Here is a 22,144-nt window from a genome sequence, read left to right on the forward strand (position 1 = left end):
TGGCCGCCTATAGATCGCAACTACTCCTTCGTTACGCGGCCAACGAACGGCAGCTCGCGGTAACGGTGCGCCGCGTCCATGCCGTAGCCGACGACGAACTCGTCATCGCACTCGAATGCGCTGAAATCGGCAGTCACGTCGACAGCCCGCGGCACTTTCTTGTCGATCAGCACGCACGTCAGAATCGCGTTCGCGCCACGTGCCGCGATGAGGTCCTTCGCGAACACGAGCGTGCGCCCGGAATCGAGCACGTCGTCGATCAGGATGACGTTGCGGCCTTCGACGCCGAGGTCGAGGTCGCGCAGGATCTCGACCTTGCCCGACGACGTGCGGCTCTTGCGGTAGCTCGACAGCGTGAGGAAATCGACTTCGGGCTTAAGACCCGCGCGATAGAGCGCGCGGATGAGATCGGCTGCGAACACGAAGCTGCCTTTGAGAATGGCAACCACCAGCGGACGCTCGAGCTTGCGCGCGGTAACCTCTTGCGCCAAAGCCTCGATACGCGCAGTGATATCCTCCGCCGAATGGATGACCTCGACCTCGGGTTCTGCGCTACCATTGCTATCTGTCATCTCGCGTCCTTGTCTCCCGGCCCAGAGCCGTTACGCGGCCGGCTGAACCGAAACCCGCTCGAAATCATATGCTTAGCACCTCATCCTTGCCCAGGGCCGACGCCCTCGCGACGAACCCAAGGTGCCGGCCCAAGCTATCAGGCGATCCGCACTGTGATGCAAGGGAGGTGGCGCGACGTCGTGAACGCGTCTGAGACGTGATTGTACCCCCCCCCGCCATATTCGTAACAGATTGATACTCCCCTCGCGTTCCCGCATATAGGCGCTCGAGCCAGAAACCAAAGCTTCATCCCGGAGCGGACCGCCCGTGATACGATTGACCAATGTCGGTCTCAAATACGACCGGGGGCCGGAAGTCCTCTCCGACGTGAGTTTCCATCTGCGACCCGGCTCGTTCCACTTCCTGACTGGACCGTCCGGCGCTGGAAAATCATCCCTGCTGCGGCTGCTGTTCATGTCGCTGCACCCGACTCGTGGTCAGATCCAGCTCTTCAGCCAGGACGTGAGCCGCATCACCACCGGCAAGCGCGCTCCCTTGCGCCGCCGTATCGGCATCGTGTTCCAGGATTTCCGCCTGCTGGAGCACCTGACGACCTGGGAGAACGTGGCGCTGCCGCTGCGCGTCATCGGCAAACGCGTCGACGACTATAAAGAGGACGTCACCGACCTGTTGCAGTGGGTCGGCCTCGGCGACCGCATGCACGGCTATCCCTCGGTGCTGTCGGGCGGTGAGAAACAGCGCGCCGCCATCGCACGCGCCGTCATCGGCAAGCCCGAGTTGCTGCTCGCAGACGAACCGACCGGTAACGTCGACCCGCAGATGGCGCGCCGCCTGCTCCGTCTTTTCATCGAGCTGAACCGGCTCGGCACATCCGTTCTTATCGCCACCCACGACCATCAGCTTATGCGCCAATTTAAAGCGCCCCGACTGGAGCTTCACGACGGCCATGTCCGGATCGTATGACAGACCCGGCCGGCCACCGATGCGTGGGCTCGACCCGCATCGCGTGCCGGACTACGACCCCTACGAGGATGTCGTGACCCAGAGCGGCCACGTCTCGACGCAATCGCGCGTCGAGTACGCGACCTACGAGCCCGACCCCATATCGGGCGGCGAGGCGGCGCTCAGAAGCGACTACGAGCGCCACGCCCAAGCCGACGTTTATACGTCCCCGCCGAGCCGCGAGCCCCGCAAGGGCGAATCCCACACCGCGCCGATCGTGCCGGCAGGCTCCGTCACCGGCAAATCGCTGACGCTCGTCATCACTATCATGTGCTTTCTCGCCTGCCTGACGGTGGGCGCGGTCTACATGATCCGCCAGTCCGCCAACGCTTGGTTGAAGGACATCGCCAGCGAGGTCACGGTCCAGGTCCAGGCCAAGGACGGCGTGGACACCGACCGGGTCGTCCGCGACGTCGCAACCTACCTCGGCCAACAGAGCGGCATCGCCAAGGTCACGGAGATGAGCGCCGCGGAATCCGCGGGCCTGCTCGAGCCGTGGCTGGGTCAGATCGAGGACCTCAACGCACTGCCGCTGCCGCGATTGATCGCGCTCGAACTCGATCGCTCGGCCGCGCCCGATGTCGACGCCATCCGCGCCGGCCTCGCGAGCCGCTTCCAGGGCGTCACCTTGGACGACCACCGTCGCTGGCAACGGCAGATCGCGACCATCACCAACAGCTTCGCGCTCGGCGGCTTGGCGATCCTCGCCCTCGTCGCCATGGCGACGACGGCGATCATCGTCTCCGCGACCAAGAGCTCGATGGCCTCGAACCGCGAGATCGTCGAGGTGCTGCACTTCGTCGGCGCGACGGACCGCTTCATCGCGCGCGAATTCGAGAAGCACTTCCTTCGCCTCGGGGTGCGCGCGGGGCTCGTCGGCGCGGGGCTGGCGCTGGCCGTCTTCCTGCTGATGCCGTTCATCGTCCAGATCCTGGGGGGCGGATCGATAACGCTGACCGAGCTCAATCGGCTGGTCGGCTCGGGAACGCTCGATACCGCGGGCTACGTGCTGTTGGGCATCGTGGTGGTGGTCATCGCGGCGCTCTGCATGCTGACGTCCCGCTTCGGCGTCTTCCGCATCCTGAACAGCAAGGCGTAGGAGACGGGGGATAATCCCGCCTTACGCCCCGCTTTTGCCCGGTGGAAGACATCCCATGCACGACCTGTCATAAGTGAGGCCAATCAGCTAGTCTCCGAACCGGGCAGGCCCCGGCACGAGACGGCCGTGCGGCCCACGGAGCCGGTTCCAGGCCGGATGAGCAATGGGCTTTAGACGCGCAATCATGGCGACCACGGGCGGCGCGCTCGCTCTCGTCGCGTTCGGGTTCGTGGTCTTCGCGAACGCCGTGACGCGCGAGCCTGAGCTGCAGGACGCCCGCGCCGACGCCATCGTCGTGCTGACCGGGGGCCAGACCCGGATTACCGAGGCTGCCCGCCTGCTGCAGGACAGGCGGGGCGAGCGCCTTTTGATCTCGGGGGTGAACCAGAAGATCGGTCGTGCCTCGTTGCTCAGGATTTCCGGCCTCGACGAGGAGACCTTCAACTGCTGCGTTGACCTTGGCTATGCCGCCCTGAACACCATCGGCAACGCCGACGAAACGGCTCGCTGGGCGGAAGCTTTGGGCTACGACCGCCTGATCGTCGTCACGGCGAGCTATCACATGCCGCGTAGCTTGGCCGAGCTGGCGCGCGCCATGCCGAACACCGAGCTCGTACCCCATCCGGTTGCGCCCGATGTACTACGCCGTAGGGCCTGGTGGCTCGATTCCACGGCGACACGGCTGCTCGCCTCCGAGTACATAAAGTTCCTGCCCGCCGCGGCCCGTTTGGCGGTATCTCGCGTCATATCACCGTGGCAATCAACGTCCGTTACGGCCGCCTCCGGCACACCACCCAAGTCCTAGAGCCGATGCTCCTCCTCCGCTCCTACCTGTTCGCATTCGCCTTCTACGTAACCACCGCCCTGATGCTGGTGTTCGGCTCGTGGCTGCTGCTCGGGCCCAGAAGCTGGGCCATGGCCGGGCTGAAGCTGCACGGCATCATCTGCGTCTGGCTGTTGCGCGTGATCGCCGGCACAAAGCTCGAGGTGCGCGGCCACGACAAGCTGCCGAAAGGGGCCTGCCTCGTCGTCTCCAAGCACCAATCGGCGTGGGACACCTTCGGCCTCGTGCCGCTGTTCCGCGACCCCGCCATCGTGCTCAAGGATGAGTTGAAGTGGATCCCGTTCTACGGCTGGTTCTGCGTCAAGTTCGAGCACATCCTGGTGAAGCGCGACAAGGCCGCGAAGGCGCTCAAGGCCATGATCACTGACGCAAAGCGCAAGGCAGACCAGGGCCGCGAGATCGTCATCTTTCCGGAAGGCACGCGCCAGGCGCCCGGCGCCCCGCCCGACTACAAGCCCGGCTACGTCGCCCTCTACGAAGCGCTCGAGCTGCCGTGCGTACCGTTGGCACTGAACTCGGGCCTCTTCTGGCCGCGCCGCTCGATGATCCGGCACCCGGGCACCATCGTGGTCGAATTCCTCGACCCCATTCCGCCCGGCCTGCCGCGCAAGGAGTTCCGCGCGTTGCTGGAAGCCCGCCTCGAGGAAGCCGCTCAACGCCTTGTCAAAGAGGGCCGCCAGAGCCTCTCAGGTTTGAAATAACGAGCGTTGAAAATCGGCTTTGAACGCGCCCTGCCGTTCTACTTCTAGTTTTACGACCGGTGGCATCCACAAGACGCTGCGCGTCACCCCCGCCATGGCCGCAGGACTCACGGACAAGCTCCTGTCGTTCGATGACCTTGTTGTGCTGATGGATGCCGTCGCGCCGAAGCCGGGACGGCCCCGAAGACGTACAAAAAGCGCGTTCTCACCTCCGACCGATGATCCGACAATGCACGCCTTCAATGCTGCGTTCCCGCTGCCCACCGAACGACACCCTGCCCTCCGATGAACGCGACTCTATGCGCAGAATAAAGTCGCGATACTCAAACTGCTGTTCAACGTTAAGGTCGATGGCTCCGACGATCTGCTCGAACGAGACGAGCCCTCTAGCGAGATCCTGTCGGGGAACCCGCACTTGCCCGACTTTTCGTTCGAATTGATAGAGTCCGTCCGGATCTCGCTCCGGAGGAGGAGGTTTCCTTAGGGCGTGAAGCTCTGCTAACGCCGCGTCACGCTGTACTTCTATCTCGGCAACGCGCTGGCTATGGCGGCGCTCTGCATCTTGGGCCATTTCAGGAGGGACGGACGGCAGCTTGAGGTGTACCACACCGGCAACAGGAGGAACGGTGCAAGCGCGCTGACGACTCTGGTCGTCATATCCGATTGCTGCGTGAGATAGAAAATGACGGCGCCAATGATCATCTGGACAACGATGACCATGATCATCTTGTCCCGCGTCTCGATGTTCGCCGCCTTACGCGCTGCGGCAATCGTCCTCGAATGTACGTCTCGCCAATACCCCGCCATTCAGCCTGGGTAAGCCGTGTCGAAGGCGCCAAGCAAGGATTTTCAAACTGAGACACGACCAGGGGCGGGAGAGCCTTGAGAAGAACAAACGAGAACTTAAAGAGAACATTTGTTTGACGTCGGCGCGGCGCGCTCCTATATTTAGGGGCCGTTTCAAGGCTTGAGGGCCTGCATGACCGACGCGCCTGCATTCCTGTCGCCAATCTCGGAAGAGATCTGGCGGCGCAAGTACCGGCTCACAAGCGACGCCGCCCGCGACGAGACGCTGGCCGACACCTTCCGCCGCGTCGCTGAGGCTGCGGCCTCCGTCGAGAAGGGCGGCAAGCGCGTGCGCGACCGCTGGGCCCGGCGCTTCTACGAGGCGATGTCGGACTTCGGCTTCGTGCCCGCAGGCCGCATCCTGGCCGGCGCCGGCACGGGCCGCGCCGTCACGCTCTTCAATTGCTTCGTCATGGGCCGCATCGAGGACGACCTCGGCTCCATCTTCGAGAACGTGAAGGAAGCCGCCCTCACCATGCAGCAGGGTGGCGGCATCGGCCACGATTTCTCGACCTTGAGACCCAAGGGCGCGCTGGTGCGCAGCATCGGCGCCGACGCCTCAGGCCCCGTGAGCTTCATGGACGTCTGGGACGCCATGTGCCGCACTATCATGTCGGCCGGCGCGCGCCGCGGCGCCATGATGGGCACGCTGAGGTGCGATCACCCGGACATCGAAGCCTTCATCGACGCCAAGTCCGATCCCCTGAAGCTGCGCAACTTCAACCTCTCGGTGCTGGTGACAAACGCCTTCATCGCCGCCGTGCGCGCCGGCAAACCGTGGGATCTCGTGTTCGACGGCAAGGTCGTGAAGACGATCGAGGCGCGCGCGCTGTGGGACCGCATCATGCGCGCCGCTTACGATTACGCCGAGCCCGGCGTCATCTTCATCGACCGCATCAACCGCCAGAACAACCTCTCCTACTGCGAGGAGATCCGCGCCACCAATCCCTGTGGAGAGCAGCCGTTGCCGCCTTACGGGGCTTGCCTGCTCGGCTCCATCAATCTCGCCGAGATGGTGAGAGAGCAGTTTGCGAAAGACGCAGCACTCGATCTCACCCGCCTCGAGGAGCGCACGCGCATTGCCGTGCGCTTCCTCGACAACGTCGTCGATATCTCCGGCTATCCGCTGGCCGCCCAGCGACAGGAGGCGAAGGCCAAGCGGCGCATCGGGCTCGGCGTGACCGGGCTCGCCGACGCGCTGATCGCGCTCGGCGTGCGCTACGGCTCGCCCGAGGCGGAGCGTCTTGCCGAGAGCTGGATGGGCGCCATCGAGCGCGCGGCCTATCTTGCCAGCGCCGAGCTGGCCGCCGAGAAAGGCGCGTTCCCACTCTATGACGCCGAGCAGTTCCTCGCCGCGCCAAACCTGCAACGCTTGCCCGCCGAGGTGCAGGACGCCATCCGCCGCCACGGCATCCGCAACGGCTGCCTGACCTCGATCGCTCCCACCGGCACCATTTCGCTGTTCGCCGGCAACGTCTCGTCGGGCGTCGAGCCGGTGTTCGACTTCCGCTACGCCCGCCGCGTTCTGGACCGGGATGGAAATCCTCATGTCGAAGAGGTCGAGGACCTGGCGCATGCGCGTTACCGGCGCGTGGCCGGGAACGACGCACCCCTGACGCCGGCCTTCGTCAAGGCAGCGGACCTGACGCCGCGCGAGCATCTCGTGATGCAGGCCGCGCTGCAGCGGCACGTGGACAGCTCGATCTCGAAAACCATCAATTGCCAGGCCGACATCTCCTTCGAGGCGTTTCAATCGATCTATCTCGAAGCCTTCGACCTTGGCCTCAAAGGCTGCACCGCCTATCGCCCGAACACGGTAACCGGCGCCGTGCTCTCTGCCATCGAGGCGCCCGCCGCGACGCCCGACGAGAGCACTGTAACCATCGAGCCTTTACACGTCGCGCCGGCCCCCGCCGCCCCACCCGGCACCGCTGGCGCGGCGCCATCGGGCCATGGCGGCGTCATCTACATGGCAAAGCCTCTCGACCGCGATCCCGTGCTCGCGGGCTACACCTACAAGCTCAAGTGGCCCGAGAGCGACCACGCGCTCTACGTCACCCTCAACGATATTGAAACTAACGGCCGCCGCCGTCCCTTTGAGATCTTCATCAACACGCGCAACCTCGAGCACTACGCCTGGACGGTCGCGCTGACGCGCATGATCAGCGCCGTGTTCCGCCGCGGCGGCGACGTCGCCTTCGTCGCCGAGGAGCTGAAGGCCGTGTTCGACCCGCAGGGTGGCCGTTGGATGGGCGGGCGCTACGTGCCGAGCCTGCTCGCCGCCATCGGCGAGGTGATCGAAGCGCATATGAAGCGCATCGGCTTCCTCTCCGATCCCGACGGCGTGTCGGAGCTGCCGCTTGCTCCACCGGTCGCCGTGGCGCACGGCGGCGAAGAGAACGCAGCTTTGAGAAGCGGGAGCCGTCCCCTTGGCCGCAGCTGCCCGCGCTGCGCGGCGCAGGCCTTCGTGAAGGAGGAGGGCTGCTGGACATGCCGCGCCTGCGGCTTCTCGCGGTGCGACTGAAGCTCGAGAAGGATCACCCCGCAGCGGGAAAAAACGTGACGGATCCGTGGCAACGGCAGCGGACATCGAGGGCGAGGAGCGCCCCCGCTAACCCCATGACTCGCAAGCTTGGTTCCGCACGAAACAGCGCTGCGGCCCGCCCTCCTGGTAACACTAACGGCAGGCGCAAATGCCCAAAAATGACTGAGTTCGAGCCACATTTAGGCTGGAAATTCAGAGCATTCTCAAGAGCGTTCGGTAGTGATTAGAGCCGCGTAACTCGGCAAGGAACTGCAAGATGGGAGCGCGTGTCATTCAACTCGCTGAGGCCAGAGCCCGCCGCCGTCTGGAGTCCGCCCCTCAGGTCTCCAAGGCCTACGACACCCTCGATCGGAACGCCGGCTTCCACTTCTGGAGCGGCGCCTCCGGCCAGCGTTACGTTCACACCGTCTACGATCTTCTCGACTGCCCGGAGGTTCCGGCCGCCAACTTCCTGCTGGTGCGCCGCGACATCACAGGCCAGCGCTCGGTGCTCGCCATCGGCCACCTGAAGAACCAGGCACCCTCGCTGAACCTCGCCGAGATCCGCCATCGCGCGGCACGCCTCGGTGCCAACGAGGTCCACATCCATCTGCTCGCCCCGTCGGCTCAAGAGCGCCGCGTCGTCGAGCTCGATCTGCGCGCCGGCGGCATCGACGCCGAAATGAGCACCCCTATGGCCGCCACGCGCCACTGAGTATTGACCCTTCCCCCCTCCCGTCACGACCATCGCGTCGGCTTCCCCCAAGCCGGCGCGATTTTCGTTTCAGTCAGCCGAACGCGGCGCGCATGGCCCAAAGGCCAAGGAACAGCCCGAGCACGGAGAGGATGACGCTCCCCACTGCGTAGGTCACGGCAGCAAGCGCCTCGCCACGCTCCATCAGAAGCGCGGTATCGAGCGAGAAGGCCGAGAAGGTGGTGAAACCGCCGAGGATGCCGGTGGCGAGGAACAGCCTCAGCTCCGGAAGCGCCTCTCCACGGAATGCGAACCACCCCACCGCAAGCCCCATCGCCGTCGAGCCGATGACGTTGATCGCCAGGATGCCGTAAGGAAACCCTGTCCCCATCAGGGCGGTGATCCACGTATTCAGGAAGTGGCGCAGCAGGCCGCCCACTCCTGCGCCGATGAAAACGACGATGGATGCCAACATGCAAACCTCCGCATTCGACTTCGCTCAGCTTCCGCACAGGGAAGCTCTACGCAAGCTCCTACCCGCGCAAAAAAGCGCCTGGTAGGAGCCATCAGCCTTGCGGCGGTTGTCGGGAGACTCCATTCCCATCCCACGCCGGCAATGTGCGCGAAGCGCCGGCCTTTGACAAGGCGGTGCGGCGACAACGCGTCAATCGAGCTTGGCGCGGAATCCGAAGCGGTTATCGCGCACCGTGCGCGGCGAGGCGATCGGCCGAGCCGCCCATGCCCGCCTCAGCGCCACGGCGCTAGACGCGGCCTCGTTGCCATCCCCCGTCGCACGCGCCGCCAACGGCCCCGTGAGCGTGGCAAGCCGCGCGAGCCGCGGCTCGTAAATGCCGAGCTCTTTGAGGTGGCGGATGGTGCTTGCGAGATACTCGAGATTGGTGCCGCCAAAGCCAGCCGAGCGGCGGATGAGGTCCGCTTCGCGCTTGAGCGGCAGCGAGCCCGCATAGGCCGGATGCGAGCGCTCGGCGATGTAGGTTATGGCCCACACCGTGCGCGGCGAGCCGTGAAGCTCAACCGGCACCAGGGCTTCGCGATAGACGCCGTAGATCAGCTCGCGGCGCCTCAGATACCGCACAACCGCATCTTGTGCTTCGGGCGCCAGCCGGAATGCCATGCCCTCACACACGCCACCGCGATCGAGCCCGAGAACGAGCCCCGGCTGCCGCAACGTGCCCCGGTAGTGAATGGAGTAGATGCAGAAGGCGCGATGATAGCCCACGAGCCGCACGCGCTGTGCTTCCACGAACGGAAAGCCCGGGTTCCACATCAGCGACCCGTAGCCGAACACCCAGGTTTCGGCCGGCTCGACCGGCATCAAGCTGCTCCCCGGCTAGGACTTCTTCTTGTCCGCTGCAAGCCCAGGCTCGCTTGTATGCGGGCGCCCGAAATCCGGCGCCGCCGTGTCCTGCCCCGCCTGGATGATGCCGCGCCGGATCGTCCGCGCCTCGCTGAAGGTGCGGAACAACATGTCACCGTCGCCGAAGCGGATCGCCCGCTGCAGCGCCGTCAGATCCTCGGTGAAGCGGCCGAGCATGTCGAGTACCGCCTCCTTGTTGTTGAGGAACACGTCGCGCCACATCGTCGGATCGGAGGCGGCGATGCGCGTGAAGTCGCGGAAGCCTCCGGCCGAGAACTTGATCACCTCGCGGTCGGCCACCCGTTCGAGATGCGCGGCCGTGTTGACGATATTGTAGGCGATGAGGTGCGGAACGTGGCTGGTGATGGCAAGCACGAGGTCGTGGTGCTCGGGCGTCATGATCTCGACCTTGGAGCCGAGCGCCTCCCAGAACGCGGTGAGCTTCTCGACAACCTTGCCGTCCGTATGCGGCTCCGGCGTCAGGATGCACCAACGCCCGTCGAACAGCTCCGCAAAGCCCGCCTCGGGGCCCGATTGCTCGGTGCCGGCGATCGGATGCCCGGGCACGAAATGCACGCCCTCCGGCACGTGCGGAGCGACGTCGCGCACGATGGCGGCCTTGACCGAGCCGACATCCGTCAGAATCGCGCCGGGCTTCAGGTTGCGCGAGATCTCTTTCGCGATCGGCCCACAGAGCCCCACCGGCGTGCACAGGATGACGAGATCCGCGTCTTCGACCGCTTCCGCGGCCGTCACATAGCCTTCAGAAATGAGATCGAGCTTCACCGCCGTCTCGACGGTAGCCGGCGTGCGCGCCGAGCCGACGATCTCGCCTGCGATCCCTGCGCGGCGGCAGGCATGGCTGATCGAAGAGCCGATGAGCCCGATGCCGATCAGCGCGATGCGATCGAACATGACCTTTGATGTGCGTTTTACCTTCGTCATCCGCGCGCTCCGACAAAAGCGGCAAGCGCATCGACGACCTTTCGGTTCTCGGCTTCGGTGCCGATCGTGAGGCGCAGGGCGCCGGGCAAACCATAGCCCGCCACACGCCGCAGGATGATGCCGCGCGACTTGAGGAACGCGTCACCCGCCGCCGCATCGCGCCCCGGCTCGGTCGGGAAATGCACGAGGACGAAATTGGCGACGCTCGGTGTCACCTTGAGACCGAGCTTTTCGATCTCGGCCGTGAGCCATGGTAGCCATTCGTCGTTGTGGCGGACGGCCGCCTCGATGTGCCCCCAGTCGTCCATCGCGGCGGCACCGGCGGCGATCGAAGGCACCGACAGGTTGAACGGGCCGCGAATGCGGTTCAGCGCGTCCGCGACGGCGGCCGGGCAGTAGGCCCAGCCAATGCGCAGGCCCGCGAGCCCGAAAATCTTCGAGAACGTGCGCGTCATCACCGTGTTCTCGGTGGTGGCGACGAGCTCGACACCTGCTTCATAGTCATTCTTGCGCACGTACTCGGCATAGGCTGCATCGAGCACGAGCAGCACGTTCGACGGCAGCAAAGCCCGCAAACGGCGCACCTCGTCGATCGAGAGATAGGTGCCGGTCGGATTGTTCGGATTGGCGAGAAACACGACGCGCGTGCGCTCCGTGACGCGCGCCAGGATCGCGTCCACGTCGGCCCTGAGATCGGTCTCCGGGGCGACGACCGGCGTCGCGCCCGCCGCCAGGATCACGATGCGGTAAAGCAGGAAGCCGTGCTCGGTGTAGAGACCCTCGTCGCCGGGGCCGAGATAGGCATGCGCGATAAGGCTGATCAGCTCGTCGGAACCCGCGCCGCAGACGATGCGGTCCGCGTTGAGCCCGAAACGGCGCGCAATGGCGTGGCGCAGCTCCGTGGCATTGCCGTCCGGATAGCGCTCGAGCGCGGCCCCCGCAGCCGAGAACGCCGCGACGGCCTTGGGGCTCGGCCCCAGCGGCGTCTCGTTCGAGGAGAGCTTGATCGGCTTGACCCCACCCGGAACGCTGGCTTCGCCCGGCACGTAGGCCTCGATGTCGAGAACACCGGGACGGGGCTTCGGGGCAGAGGCGGCCATGGCGGGGCTTCCGGGGACGGTGGTGGAACGAGCCGCGGTGGCGCGGCGAGGCCCCGTGATACCGACGGGCCGGCAAAAGCGCAAAGGTTTAAGCGCAGATAGAGCCTAGCCAGCCAACTCGGCCGCCAGATCGGGGGGCAGGAACGCCGACTATCTAAAATTGTATATGCGAATAAGCACCTTATCCTCACGGATAGCGCGCCACCCAAGGCCCCCAGCCGCTTCACCCCTAAGGGAAGTATTCCACGCCTCATCGTCGCAGGGCGGCATATCTGGCCCAAAGCATTCTGTCGGCCCGGAAAATTGTCGTAATCCCCTGCGCCTGCTTGCACTAACACATGTGCAACGCAGCAGGCTGTACGTTGAAGCATCGCACAGGGTCGGACCGCTAACGGCGCGAGAGGGGATGGCGACGTATTACGATTATTTGAGGGACAGGGTTCTGGCCTCGCAGCCCGGCGATCCGGCGCAGCTCGAACAGCTGGTCCACGGCGAGCGCAACGCGCTTTGGCAGCAGGTCGTCGCCAATCCCGCCTACGACGAGCAAGGGCGCCTGCATGCGCTGGCCGCGTTCGACGAGGCCGCGTCTCGCATTCTGTCTGAGCAGAGCGCATGGTTCGGCAGGCAGCCCACCAGGGACGTGCCGAACATCCTCGCGCGGGCTCAGAAGCCCTCCTTGCCGCCGCAAAGGCCCCAACCGAGCCAGCCGCGGGAGGAGGAGCACTTCCGCGCCGATGCACCACGAGGCGGGCGCCCAATTCTACGCGATGCCCTGTTCTTGCTGGCTGGATTGGCCCTAGGCTTCCTGATCGGATACCTGTTCAGCGGCGGCGCGTCGGGCCTGCTCTCGAGCAAAAAAGCAGACAACGAACTCGGAGTCGTCGGGCTCGATGATGCGGCTCCGAAGTCGTTCAAATTCGTTCGAAACGGACCGAGCCCATTGGAGGGCGAGGTCAACGTCGAATACGCGCGCGGCGCCGAAGCCGGCAACTACGATTGCACGGTCGACGCCACGTATCGTCAGGTTCTCGAGTACGTGCGCTTCGAGGACTCGTGCCGGCGGGTAGCGTTCAAGTTCCTGCCCCTACCCAAGCTCTGGGACGAGTTCAACTACGTCGAAGGCTATATGGTATTCTCGGCGATCATCACATCGCCGACCGGCACCAAGTGGGAAGGCTCCACCAGCGTCTTTTTCTCGATCAACGGAGAAGTGTCGTAGGAGGGCCGGGCCAAGCCAGCCCATCCGCCTACTGCATGTAGGGGCTGTCACCGCCATTCGGCCGAGCTGGCGACGAGAAGAAGAAGCCGCTGTCGAACGGCCCGGCGGTCGTCTGGCTGCCGTACGTCGGATCGTTGAACTTCCGCGTGTCCGTGCCCTGCAGATATTTGTAGGAGTACCCGCCGCGCTTCGGCATCGGGCGCACGACACCGCGCAGCGGCTTTTCCTTAGCTCCGGACTGAGCAAAGGCCGGCGCTGGAACCATCGGCAACGCGAACAAAGCCGCGGCCATGACGAGTTTGACGAGACCGAGATTTTTCATGCGCCTAACCTAACCCAATTTAAGGGGGAATGTCGATGCGGGGCGGTAAGATCGCCGCCCAAGTGTGTCTTTCGGAACGCCGTCCTGCCGTGCACGGAATGAACCTGTTTACGGCAGGTGAAGTTCCCTTGAGCTTCGCCCCAACGCATTGAGGCGCCGTTAACCGGGCGGCCCTTTCTGCCCTTCTCGCGGCTGCGCCCTGAGGGCGCGGCCTTGACCCTGGCCGGAAAGTTCCGATATTGAGAACTCGTTTCGACCGTGGTGATTTGGCCGGCCGGCTTGCAGCCACGTAAAATAACTCGCTAAATGGGCCGTCGCGCACCCGAACATATTTGGTGGGCCGGTCTCAAGGCCGGTGTCGAAAGCCCGCACGAGCGGGCCGGGAGCACGATGCATGGGCGCACCCGACGCGGTGTCCGAAGGACAGGATGAGACGATCGGCGAGAAAGACGAGCCGCGGCGCTCCGAGGCCCTGAGCCCCTCGAGCCCCGTTGTTGTATTTCCCGACGACGCGGCTCTACGCCTCGAATCCGGCCAGGTAATCGCGCCGCTGACCATCGCCTACAACACCTATGGCACGCTCAACGCCGACAAATCGAACGCGATCCTCGTTTGCCATGCCCTGACCGGCGACCAGCACGCCGCGAGCGCGCACCCCGTCACCGGCAAGCCCGGCTGGTGGGAAACCCTGGTCGGCCCCGGCAAGCCAATCGACACTGATCGCTTCTTCGTCATTTGCCCAAACATCCTTGGCGGTTGCATGGGCTCGACAGGCCCCGCCTCCCTGAACCCGAAGACCGGCAAGCCCTACGGCCTCGATTTTCCCGTCATCACCATCGGCGACATGGTGGACGCACAGGTGCGCCTCATCGATCACCTCGGCATCGATGAGCTGTTTTCGGTGGTCGGCGGCTCCATGGGGGGCATGCAGGTGCTGGAATGGGCATCACGGCAGAAGAAGCGCGTCGCAACCGCCATTCCGATCGCGACCGCGCCCTGGCACACGGCCCAGAACATCGCCTTCCACGAGGTCGGCCGACAGGCGGTGATGGCCGATCCCGGCTGGCGTGGCGGCAGCTACTACGAGCACGGTGTCGTTCCCAAGAACGGCCTCTCGGTGGCGCGCATGGCCGCGCACATCACCTATCTGTCCGAGAAGGCGCTGCAGGGCAAGTTCGGCCGCAACTTGCAGGATCGGCAAGCGCGATCATTCTCGTTCGACGCCGACTTCAAGATTGAAAGCTATCTGCGCTACCAGGGCTCGACGTTCGTCGATCGCTTCGACGCCAACAGCTATCTCTACATCACGCGCGCCATGGACTACTTCGACCTCGAATCCGCGCACGGAGGCAAGCTCGCGAACGCGTTTCTCGGCACCAAGACGCAGTTCTGCGTCGTCTCGTTTACGAGCGACTGGCTATATCCGACGCGCGACAGCAAGGCCATCGTCAACGCGCTCAACGCCGTCGCCGCCAACGTCTCCTTCGTCGAGATCGAGAGCGACAAGGGTCACGACGCGTTCCTGCTCGACGAGCCAGAATTCCATGCAACGGTGCGCGGCTTTATCGGCGCCGCCGCGGCGAAGAGGGGGCTCGCCTGATGCAGAAGGCCGTACCGTTCTCGGGCGAGCAGCGGGCCGACCATCTCTTGATCGCGGAGATGGTGGTGCCGGGCTCCCGCGTGCTCGATGTCGGCTGTGGCGACGGCGCGCTTCTGAAGCTGCTCGCCGAAACCAAGGGCGTCGACGGCCGCGGCGTGGAGTTGTCACGCGAGAAGGTCAACCTGTGCGTGAAAAGCGGCCTGTCCGTCATCCAGGGCGACGCCGACAGCGACCTTGCAGACTATCCCGACCAAGCCTTCGACTACGCGGTGCTGTCGCTGACCATCCAGGCCACGCGCGATCCCAAGACCGTGCTGGAGAACCTGTTGCGTATCGGGCGTCATGCGATCGTCTCGTTCCCGAACTTCGGCCATTGGCGCGTGCGCGCCGCGCTTTTGCTCACCGGCCGCATGCCCGTAACGCCGAACCTGCCGGAGCCATGGTACGCGACGGCCGACGCGCACCTCTGCACGATCAAGGACTTCGTGGACCTGGTCTCGCTCGTCGATGCCGAGGTCGAGGATGCGGTCGCCTTCAACAGCCAGGGCAAGCGCCTTCCGATCAAGAACTCGCTGTCGCTGCAGAATCTGCTCGGCGAGAAGGCCGTGTTCAAGCTGAAGCGCCGCTGAGCCCTACCGGATCGGAACCAGCACGCGCAGCGCTTTGGCGCGCGCGGGCAGACCCTTGATTGGCGCCACGGTTTCCTTGCGCGCTTCCACAAGGAGCACACCACCAAGCCCCGGCGACATACGCGTGCCCACCCGCTCCCACGCCGTCGCGGAGCGGACCACGATGCCGCGATCGAACGGCGGCAGATGCAGCGCCGTCCCGAACGTGACCGGCGAGAAAAGACAGGACGTGAGCAGGTTGTCGAGCTGCGAGCGACTATAGGGGCTGCCGTAACCGAACGGCGTCGTGTCCACGTGCGCCCAAAGCCCGCGCCGGTTCGGCACCACGATCAATAGCCGCCCCTCGGGCTTGAGCACGCGCCACAACTCGCGGATCAGCGGCGTCACGCTCTCGGCCACCTCGAGGCAATGCACCACGAGCAGGCGATCGACGGAGTTGTCCGGCAGCGGCAGCTGATCTTCCTCGACCAGCGTCGACAGGATCGGCCCGCCGGCGGGCCAGATCAGCGCCCCTTGTCGGGATGGCATGAACGCCCCCAGATGACGCGCCTCCCCTCGATAGGCACCGAGAAAGGGAGTGCCGAACCCCAAGCTGGCGATCGTCTCGCCGGCCGCGGACCCCCATTGCGCGCGGATGCGGCGCGCGAGAAGACGCCGCGCGATCTGACCCAGAGGCGTGGAGTAAAAATCCCTCAGAGATGCGACGTCCGGATGCATTCGCCTCAAGGGGTTCGAGTTATGGGACCTATTTCGCCCAGCCGGCATTGAAATGGCAAGGGCGCGAGACTAGCTTGCGGCTGGATCCAGTCGGCATCAGCGCAGGCGGGTCGCATAGGAACATGGCCCAAGCTGAGATTCATCAATTCCCGTGCCTTAAAGACAATTATGGCGTCCTCATCCACGATGCGGAAGGGGGCGTTACGATTGCGGTTGATGCACCCGACGCGGCGGCCGTCAGGGACGCGCTGAACGCGCGCGGCTGGCGCCTGACGCATATTCTCGTCACTCATCACCACGCCGACCACACGGGCGGCATTCCGGTGCTGAAAGAGGAAACGGGCTGCGAGGTGATCGGTCCCAAAACCGAATCAGTGCGCATCCCGGGCCTCGATCGCGGCGTGACGGAGCCTGACGTTCTAAGCCTCGGAACACTCAAGATACAGGTGTTCGACACCCCGGGACATACGTTGGGCCACATCTCCTACTGGCTGCCGGACGCCAAGGTCGCCTTCGTCGGCGACACATTGTTCGCCATGGGCTGCGGTCGCGTGCTCGAGGGCACGGCGGAGATGATGTGGACGTCTCTCGGAAAAATCGTACGCCTGCCGGCCGATACGGCGCTTTATTGCGGACACGAGTACACGGTCGCGAACGGCAAGTTCGGCATCACCATCGAGCCCGGCAACGCGCGCCTGGCCGAGCACCTGGCAAGTGCCGAGGCCGCCCGCGCCGCAGGCCAACCGACTCTGCCGACACGCGTCGATCTCGAGCTCGAAACGAACGTGTTTCTGCGCGCCGACCAGAAGGCCATTCGCACGCACGTGGGGCTGCCGGACGCGCCGGCATGGAAGGTCTTCGCCAACCTCCGCGAGCGCAAGAACCGCTTTTGATCTGCCTTCGAATCCGCCGCAACACCGCGAACCTTTGTAAGAGGTAAGACACCGGTCTTACCCAGGAAGCACGGCAAAAGAGGAAACCAGGCCCTTTCGCGCTTCAACAAAATGCGGAAAGACTCGAGAGCACGGGTCGACTAGCATACCCCTGATCCGAAAGAGGGCCGCCGATGGACGCCGATCTCATCATCGCCGAGTTGGGGCTCAAGCCGCACCCCGAAGGCGGGCACTACCGCGAAACCTTCCGTGACGCCGACCCGGCGAACGGCCGCGCCCATTCGACCGCCATCTATTTTCTGCTTCGCGAGGGCGAGGTCTCGCGCTGGCACCGCGTCGATGCGGTCGAGGTCTGGCACTGGTACGCTGGCGCACCGCTCATACTCGCCGTCGCGCCGCCCGAAGGCACTAAGACGACGCTGCGACTGGGCCCCGCCGTGATCGACGGCGACCGGCCACAAGGCATCGCGCCCAAGGGACACTGGCAGCAGGCTTGGTCCCTCGGCGCCTGGACGCTCGTCGGCTGCACGGTGGCCCCAGGATTCGAGTTCGACGGTTTCGAGCTCGCCGCCCCCGGATTCGAGCCGCGCGTGCCCGAGCCTCAAAGCTGAACACGGCCCAACCGGGGCGGCGCCGAGTTTTCCACCACTCATTGCAAGAGCGAAAGGTGCGAAACGCTTTGTTTTCGCACGTCTTCGAGCAATTCTTGGGGACCGGGTCCGCCCTACGCTTGCCGCTCAAACACGACTCGTGAAGAGTGCGAATCGGTTGAGAAAAAGTGTGCGCGCAGCGGGGGTTGCAGACAATGAAGGTGGAGTCCACCGGGACTGTTCTCAGTACGGTATTCGTCGACTACGACAACATTTACCTGTCGCTGAAACGGAAGAACGAGGAAGCGGCCAAGCGCTTCGCCAAGGATGCCGCGCTGTGGCTGCGCGAGATCGAGAGCGGACGCCTGATCACGCCGACCAACGGCACCCCGCTCAACGCTCAGCGCCGCATCGTCATGAGCCGCTGCTACGGCAATCCTGTTCCGCGCCGCAACGCATCCGATAACTCGACGGACATGAACTCGTTTCCGTTCGTGCGCCACCACTTCCTGCGCGCGGGCTTCGAGGTCGTCGACTGCCCGCCGCTGACCGCGCAGCTCAAGAATTCCGCCGACATCCGCATGGTGATGGACGTGCGCGACGTGCTCAACCACGAGACGCGCTTCGACGAGTTCATCCTGCTTTCTGGCGACGCCGACTTCACCCCCGTTCTGCATCGCCTCCGCGCTCACGCCCGCCGCACGGTCGTATTCGCCAACGACCACACCGCTCAGCCCTACACCGCCATCAGCGACGGCGAAGTGCGCGAGGCCGATCTCATCGCGCTCTTGCTCGAAGGACGCATCGACAACGAGGTCAAGTCCGGCGGCACGCTGCGTGAGCCGTCCTCCGCCGAGCTCGAGACGATGCGCAAGTCGATCGTCAACGAGGTGGCCGGCACCGTCCGCTCGGCCGGCCAGCCCGTGCCGCTGGAGGCGCTCGCCGATCGCGCTGTGCGCACCCTTGGCCACGACAAGACCGTGGGCTCGGCCTGGGGCGGCGCCGGCAGCTTCCGCGACCTTCTCGCCCGCGCGCTGCCAAAGGACATCAAGCTGACCGATCAGCCGCCCTACTTCGCCTACGAGCCGACGCGCCAGATCGCCCGCGAGATCGAGGCACGGCCCGAAGTGCGCACGGAGCAGCAGCCGGCACCGCCCGCGCGCCGTATCGAGGTGCAGGAAGAGCGCTACGATCCGCGCTTCGATGCACCGTCCCAGCCGGCACGCACCGAAGCCCGCGCCGACTACGCACGCGACCAGCGTTCACCCGAACCGGCGCTGGAGCCGCAGCGCGCTGAGCGCCCGCAGCTCGACCGCGAGCCTCGTACGGAGCAGCGCCCCGCACCGCGCTTCGATGATCCGCGCTTTGCACCGACCCGCGAGGAGCGCGCCGTCCCGGCTTATCCCCGCACGGAGCAGAGCGCACCCCAGCAGAGCCGTCCCGAGGCGCCGCCTGCGTCGCCGGCCTACGGCCAGTCCGGGTTCTTTGCGCCGCCGCCGGATCGCGCGCCGCTCGCCATCCCTGCTGCAGCGCCGCCCCGCGCCGAAGCCCCTGCGCCCCGGCAGCCGGTCACCCGCACGGCCGATCAAGCATCCCAGATCCAGCAGTCGATCGCGCGCATTCACGAGGCCTGCCAGGCCCCGCCACTTTCGCCGCCGGAGTACCGCGTGCTGTTCGAGGTGATGGCCGTGGAGATCTCCGCCAACAATCTTTCCGGTCAACAGACTCTGATCAACATCGTCGAGCGGGCGCGAGAGATGGGCCTCGAGGTACGTCGCGACGACGTGCGGTTCGTGCTGGAGGTCGTGAGCGAGGCCGACCCGTGGTTCGAGCAGGGCGCGTCCGCGAATCTCTTCGCGAGCCGCTTCCGCAACTTCGTCGTCGCACGCTGCCGCTCACAGGGCCTCAATCTGTCGGCCGACGAGATCGACTTGATCGATGCCTGGTTCGGCGGCGCGCCGGCGTCGCAGCGCCTGGCACAGGGCGTCGCGCAGCAGCAGGCACCGGTTCCGAACCGTCCGGCCGCGCAACCGCAGGGCTACGGCGCACCCGCTCCGCAGCAACCGAGCGGAGATCGCTGGTCGTCGCAAGGCGTGCAACCGGCTTCGCCGTTTGGCAGCGAAGCGGAGGAAGACGAGTTCCCACGCATCGTACGCTCGCGTCTGCGCGGCTGATCCATCGCACGCAACACGAATTGAGAAGCCGGCGCCTATCAGGTCGCCGGCTTTTTCGTCTCCATCGCGTGTCGCAAATGAAAAAGGCCGCGGAGGCTTCCCTCCGCGGCCTTTAAATTGAAAGGCGGCGTGCGCTTATTACAGCGCGATGTAGTGACCGCCATTGACGTCGAGGCACGCGCCAGTGATGAAGCCCGCGTCATCAGCAGCAACGAACGCTACTGCGCGCGCGATCTCCTCGGCCTCGCCAAGACGGCCAACCGGAATCTGCGGAATGATCTTCGTGTCGAGCACTTCCTTCGGCACGGCAGCGACCATTTCGGTGTTGATGTAGCCGGGTGCGATGGTGTTGACGGTGATCCCCTTCGCGGCCGTCTCGAAGGCGAGCGCCTTGGTGAAACCGTGCATGCCGGCCTTGGCCGCCGAGTAGTTGGTCTGGCCCATCTGGCCTTTGCGGCCGTTGATCGACGAGATGTTGATGATGCGGCCGAAGCTGCGCGAACGCATGGTGTCGATGACGAGCCGGCTCATGTAGAAGACGGAGTCGAGGTCGACGCTGATCACCTCGCGCCACTGCTCGGGCGTCATCTTATGCAGCATCGCGTCGCGCGTTATGCCGGCGTTGTTGACCAGAACATCGATGGGGCCGAGGGCCTTGGTAACCTCGGCGACACCCTTTGTGCAGGCATCGTAATCGCCGACGTTCCACTTGTAGACCGGAATGCCGGTCTCGGCCTGGAACTGCTGAGCCGCGGCATCGTTCCCGGCATAGTTCGCAGCAACGCGATAGCCCTTGTTCTTGAGTGCAATCGAGATGGCGTGGCCGATGCCACGCGTACCCCCAGTAACCAAAGCGACGCGCGCCATGAATAGAATCTCCCTAGAGCCGGTTTCTAATTGATTTCGGTGATGGAATTAGCGCCCCGTTCGCACTACGGCGAGCCAGCAAAGTGTAACAGTGCAAATGGGTAGGGGCCCCCTCCCCACGTGAGTGGGAAGGGAGCGAAGTGCATTGGTTCAGTCGCGGGCCAGGCACATGGCAACGCCCATGCCGCCGCCGATGCAGAGCGTGGCGAGGCCCTTCTTGGCGTCGCGCCGCTGCATTTCGTGCAGCAGCGTGACGAGGATGCGCGCGCCCGATGCGCCGATCGGATGGCCGATGGCGATAGCGCCGCCGTTGACGTTCACTTTGTCCGTATCCCAGCCGAGGCCCTTGTTGACGGAGATGGCCTGGGCAGCGAACGCCTCGTTGGCTTCGATGAGATCGAGGTCTTCGATCTTCCAGCCGGCCTTCTCGAGCGCCTTCTTGGAGGCGGGGATCGGCCCCGTGCCCATGATCGACGGATCGACACCCGAGGTCGCCCACGACACGATGCGCGCGAGCGGCTTCACGCCACGCTTCGCCGCTTCCTCGGCCGTCATCAGCACCACAGCGGCTGCGCCGTCGTTGATGCCCGACGCATTGGCAGCCGTGACCGTGCCTTCCTTCGGATCGAAAGCAGGGCGCAGCTTGGAAATACCCTCAGCCGTCACGCCTTCCTTAATGTACTCGTCGGTGTCGACGACAACGTCGCCCTTCTTGCCCTTGATAGTGACAGGCGCGATCTCATCTTTGAACTTGCCGGACTTTCGAGCCGCTTCCGCCTTGTTCTGCGAAGCCGCAGCGAAAGCATCCTGCTCGGCGCGCGACACCTGCCACTGCCGCGCAACGTTCTCGGCCGTCGTGCCCATGTGATAGTTGTTGAAGGCATCCCACAGGCCATCCTTCACCATGGTGTCGACGAACTTCACGTCGCCCATCTTGGTACCGTCACGCATGTGAGCCGCATGCACGGAGCGGCTCATGCTCTCCTGGCCGCCCGCAACGACGATCGTCGCATCGCCAGTCTGGATCTGCTGCGCGCCGAGCGCGACGGCGCGCAGGCCCGAGCCGCAAATCTGATTCACGCTCCACGCCGGCGTATCGACCGGGATGCCCGCCGCGATTGAGGCCTGCCGCGCAGGACCCTGTCCTTGTGCGGCCGTGAGAACCTGGCCGAGAATGACTTCGGAGACATCGCCCGGCTGTGTGTTCGCGCGCTCGAGCGCGGCTGTAATAGCCACCTTGCCGAGTTCATGCGCAGGCAAGCTCGCGAGCGAACCGTTGAAAGATCCGACAGGTGTTCTTGCGGCACCGGCGATGACGATTGTTGTGCTGTCCGCACTCATGCGAGCTTCCTCCTCGGGGGGCAATCTTGGGCGTTTTTTGGCTTTGAGGTTAACGCACCGTCTTTGACATGCATCAACGACCGGGC

General features: G+C 64.9%; 22 protein-coding genes and 2 riboswitches. Of the genes, 12 read left to right on the forward strand and 10 right to left on the reverse strand.

Annotation, left to right across the window (positions count from 1 at the left end; genetic code table 11):
- Positions 1 to 20: 20 nt before the first annotated feature.
- A complete protein-coding gene (hpt, locus tag CS1GBM3_RS12685; protein WP_083567532.1) occupies positions 21 to 572 on the reverse strand; it encodes a hypoxanthine phosphoribosyltransferase in 552 nt (183 codons plus the stop codon).
- Between the two features lie 307 nt (positions 573 to 879).
- Here hpt and ftsE point away from each other — a divergent pair, with 307 nt between their 5' ends.
- From ftsE to CS1GBM3_RS12705, 4 genes are all read left to right on the forward strand, one after another.
- On the forward strand, positions 880 to 1,536 hold the full coding sequence (gene ftsE, locus CS1GBM3_RS12690; RefSeq protein ID WP_072395728.1) for a cell division ATP-binding protein FtsE: 657 nt from the start codon (positions 880 to 882) through the stop codon (positions 1,534 to 1,536).
- The gene (locus CS1GBM3_RS12695) at positions 1,520 to 2,674 is read left to right on the forward strand and encodes a cell division protein FtsX (protein ID WP_072395729.1); all 1,155 of its coding nucleotides are present in this window, start codon (positions 1,520 to 1,522) and stop codon (positions 2,672 to 2,674) included. Before ftsE ends, CS1GBM3_RS12695 begins: the two co-directional genes overlap by 17 nt.
- Positions 2,675 to 2,858: 184 nt before the next feature.
- The gene (locus tag CS1GBM3_RS12700; RefSeq protein WP_244534643.1) at positions 2,859 to 3,479 is read left to right on the forward strand and encodes a YdcF family protein; all 621 of its coding nucleotides are present in this window, start codon (positions 2,859 to 2,861) and stop codon (positions 3,477 to 3,479) included.
- 5 nt (positions 3,480 to 3,484) lie between these two features.
- The gene (locus tag CS1GBM3_RS12705; RefSeq protein WP_072395731.1) at positions 3,485 to 4,219 is read left to right on the forward strand and encodes a lysophospholipid acyltransferase family protein; all 735 of its coding nucleotides are present in this window, start codon (positions 3,485 to 3,487) and stop codon (positions 4,217 to 4,219) included.
- Positions 4,220 to 4,741: 522 nt separating this feature from the next.
- Here the strand turns inward: CS1GBM3_RS12705 and CS1GBM3_RS12715 are convergent.
- A complete protein-coding gene (locus CS1GBM3_RS12715) occupies positions 4,742 to 4,939 on the reverse strand; it encodes a hypothetical protein (RefSeq protein WP_139247912.1) in 198 nt (65 codons plus the stop codon).
- A gap of 259 nt (positions 4,940 to 5,198) precedes the next feature.
- On the opposite strand from CS1GBM3_RS12715, the gene CS1GBM3_RS12720 reads away from it, so the two are divergent.
- Together CS1GBM3_RS12720 and CS1GBM3_RS12725 are read left to right on the forward strand one after the other, a co-directional pair.
- A complete protein-coding gene (locus tag CS1GBM3_RS12720; RefSeq protein ID WP_072395737.1) occupies positions 5,199 to 7,589 on the forward strand; it encodes an adenosylcobalamin-dependent ribonucleoside-diphosphate reductase in 2,391 nt (796 codons plus the stop codon).
- Positions 7,590 to 7,866: 277 nt separating this feature from the next.
- Positions 7,867 to 8,304 carry a hypothetical protein gene (locus CS1GBM3_RS12725; RefSeq protein ID WP_072395738.1) on the forward strand — a complete coding sequence of 146 codons (438 nt, stop codon included), beginning with the start codon at positions 7,867 to 7,869 and terminating at the stop codon, positions 8,302 to 8,304.
- 73 nt (positions 8,305 to 8,377) lie between these two features.
- On the opposite strand, the gene crcB is transcribed toward CS1GBM3_RS12725, so the two are convergent.
- The 4 genes from crcB to hisC all read right to left on the reverse strand — a co-directional run bounded on the left by crcB (position 8,378) and on the right by hisC (position 11,706).
- Positions 8,378 to 8,758 carry a fluoride efflux transporter CrcB gene (gene crcB, locus CS1GBM3_RS12730; RefSeq protein ID WP_072395739.1) on the reverse strand — a complete coding sequence of 127 codons (381 nt, stop codon included), beginning with the start codon at positions 8,756 to 8,758 and terminating at the stop codon, positions 8,378 to 8,380.
- A 75-nt stretch (positions 8,759 to 8,833) separates the two neighbouring features.
- Positions 8,834 to 8,894: riboswitch (Fluoride riboswitch) on the reverse strand.
- Between the two features lie 53 nt (positions 8,895 to 8,947).
- Positions 8,948 to 9,619: a gamma-glutamylcyclotransferase gene (locus CS1GBM3_RS12735; RefSeq protein ID WP_072395740.1), complete on the reverse strand. Its 672-nt coding sequence runs from the start codon at positions 9,617 to 9,619 to the stop codon at positions 8,948 to 8,950.
- A 15-nt stretch (positions 9,620 to 9,634) separates the two neighbouring features.
- Positions 9,635 to 10,606 (reverse strand): prephenate/arogenate dehydrogenase family protein, encoded by a 972-nt coding sequence (locus CS1GBM3_RS12740; protein ID WP_072395741.1) that lies wholly within the window; start codon positions 10,604 to 10,606, stop codon positions 9,635 to 9,637.
- Positions 10,603 to 11,706, reverse strand: coding sequence for a histidinol-phosphate transaminase (gene hisC, locus CS1GBM3_RS12745; RefSeq protein ID WP_072395742.1), 1,104 nt, complete (start codon positions 11,704 to 11,706; stop codon positions 10,603 to 10,605). The genes CS1GBM3_RS12740 and hisC overlap by 4 nt, the downstream gene beginning before the upstream one ends.
- Before the next feature lie 406 nt (positions 11,707 to 12,112).
- On the opposite strand from hisC, the gene CS1GBM3_RS12750 reads away from it, so the two are divergent.
- Complete coding sequence (locus tag CS1GBM3_RS12750) at positions 12,113 to 12,925, forward strand: hypothetical protein (RefSeq protein WP_072395743.1); 813 nt, start codon at positions 12,113 to 12,115, stop codon at positions 12,923 to 12,925.
- Positions 12,926 to 12,953: 28 nt separating this feature from the next.
- Here the strand turns inward: CS1GBM3_RS12750 and CS1GBM3_RS12755 are convergent, their stop codons facing one another.
- Positions 12,954 to 13,247, reverse strand: a complete 294-nt coding sequence (locus CS1GBM3_RS12755; protein ID WP_244534644.1) for a hypothetical protein — start codon at positions 13,245 to 13,247, stop codon at positions 12,954 to 12,956.
- Between the two features lie 248 nt (positions 13,248 to 13,495).
- A riboswitch (SAM riboswitch) is annotated at positions 13,496 to 13,574 on the forward strand.
- Between the two features lie 67 nt (positions 13,575 to 13,641).
- Between CS1GBM3_RS12755 and CS1GBM3_RS12760 the strand changes: the two genes are divergently transcribed.
- Positions 13,642 to 14,847 carry a homoserine O-acetyltransferase MetX gene (locus CS1GBM3_RS12760; RefSeq protein WP_083567535.1) on the forward strand — a complete coding sequence of 402 codons (1,206 nt, stop codon included), beginning with the start codon at positions 13,642 to 13,644 and terminating at the stop codon, positions 14,845 to 14,847.
- Complete coding sequence (metW, locus tag CS1GBM3_RS12765) at positions 14,847 to 15,476, forward strand: methionine biosynthesis protein MetW (RefSeq protein ID WP_171946492.1); 630 nt, start codon at positions 14,847 to 14,849, stop codon at positions 15,474 to 15,476. The genes CS1GBM3_RS12760 and metW overlap by 1 nt, the downstream gene beginning before the upstream one ends.
- Positions 15,477 to 15,479: 3 nt before the next feature.
- On the opposite strand, the gene CS1GBM3_RS12770 is transcribed toward metW, so the two are convergent.
- Complete coding sequence (locus CS1GBM3_RS12770) at positions 15,480 to 16,004, reverse strand: methyltransferase domain-containing protein (protein ID WP_244534645.1); 525 nt, start codon at positions 16,002 to 16,004, stop codon at positions 15,480 to 15,482.
- Between the two features lie 311 nt (positions 16,005 to 16,315).
- On the opposite strand from CS1GBM3_RS12770, the gene gloB reads away from it, so the two are divergent.
- The 3 genes from gloB to CS1GBM3_RS12785 all read left to right on the forward strand — a co-directional run bounded on the left by gloB (position 16,316) and on the right by CS1GBM3_RS12785 (position 19,850).
- Complete coding sequence (gene gloB, locus CS1GBM3_RS12775) at positions 16,316 to 17,086, forward strand: hydroxyacylglutathione hydrolase (protein ID WP_072395746.1); 771 nt, start codon at positions 16,316 to 16,318, stop codon at positions 17,084 to 17,086.
- 173 nt (positions 17,087 to 17,259) lie between these two features.
- The gene (locus tag CS1GBM3_RS12780; protein ID WP_072395747.1) at positions 17,260 to 17,697 is read left to right on the forward strand and encodes a cupin domain-containing protein; all 438 of its coding nucleotides are present in this window, start codon (positions 17,260 to 17,262) and stop codon (positions 17,695 to 17,697) included.
- A gap of 194 nt (positions 17,698 to 17,891) precedes the next feature.
- On the forward strand, positions 17,892 to 19,850 hold the full coding sequence (locus CS1GBM3_RS12785) for an NYN domain-containing protein (protein ID WP_072395749.1): 1,959 nt from the start codon (positions 17,892 to 17,894) through the stop codon (positions 19,848 to 19,850).
- A 138-nt stretch (positions 19,851 to 19,988) separates the two neighbouring features.
- Here CS1GBM3_RS12785 and phbB read toward each other — a convergent pair whose 3' ends face one another.
- Together phbB and CS1GBM3_RS12795 are read right to left on the reverse strand one after the other, a co-directional pair.
- Positions 19,989 to 20,717: an acetoacetyl-CoA reductase gene (phbB, locus tag CS1GBM3_RS12790; RefSeq protein WP_072395751.1), complete on the reverse strand. Its 729-nt coding sequence runs from the start codon at positions 20,715 to 20,717 to the stop codon at positions 19,989 to 19,991.
- 150 nt (positions 20,718 to 20,867) lie between these two features.
- Positions 20,868 to 22,058 carry an acetyl-CoA C-acetyltransferase gene (locus tag CS1GBM3_RS12795; protein WP_072395753.1) on the reverse strand — a complete coding sequence of 397 codons (1,191 nt, stop codon included), beginning with the start codon at positions 22,056 to 22,058 and terminating at the stop codon, positions 20,868 to 20,870.
- Positions 22,059 to 22,144 lie beyond the last annotated feature (86 nt).

It is taken from the genome of Hyphomicrobium sp. CS1GBMeth3 (assembly GCF_900117455.1).
Lineage (GTDB): Bacteria > Pseudomonadota > Alphaproteobacteria > Rhizobiales > Hyphomicrobiaceae > Hyphomicrobium_C.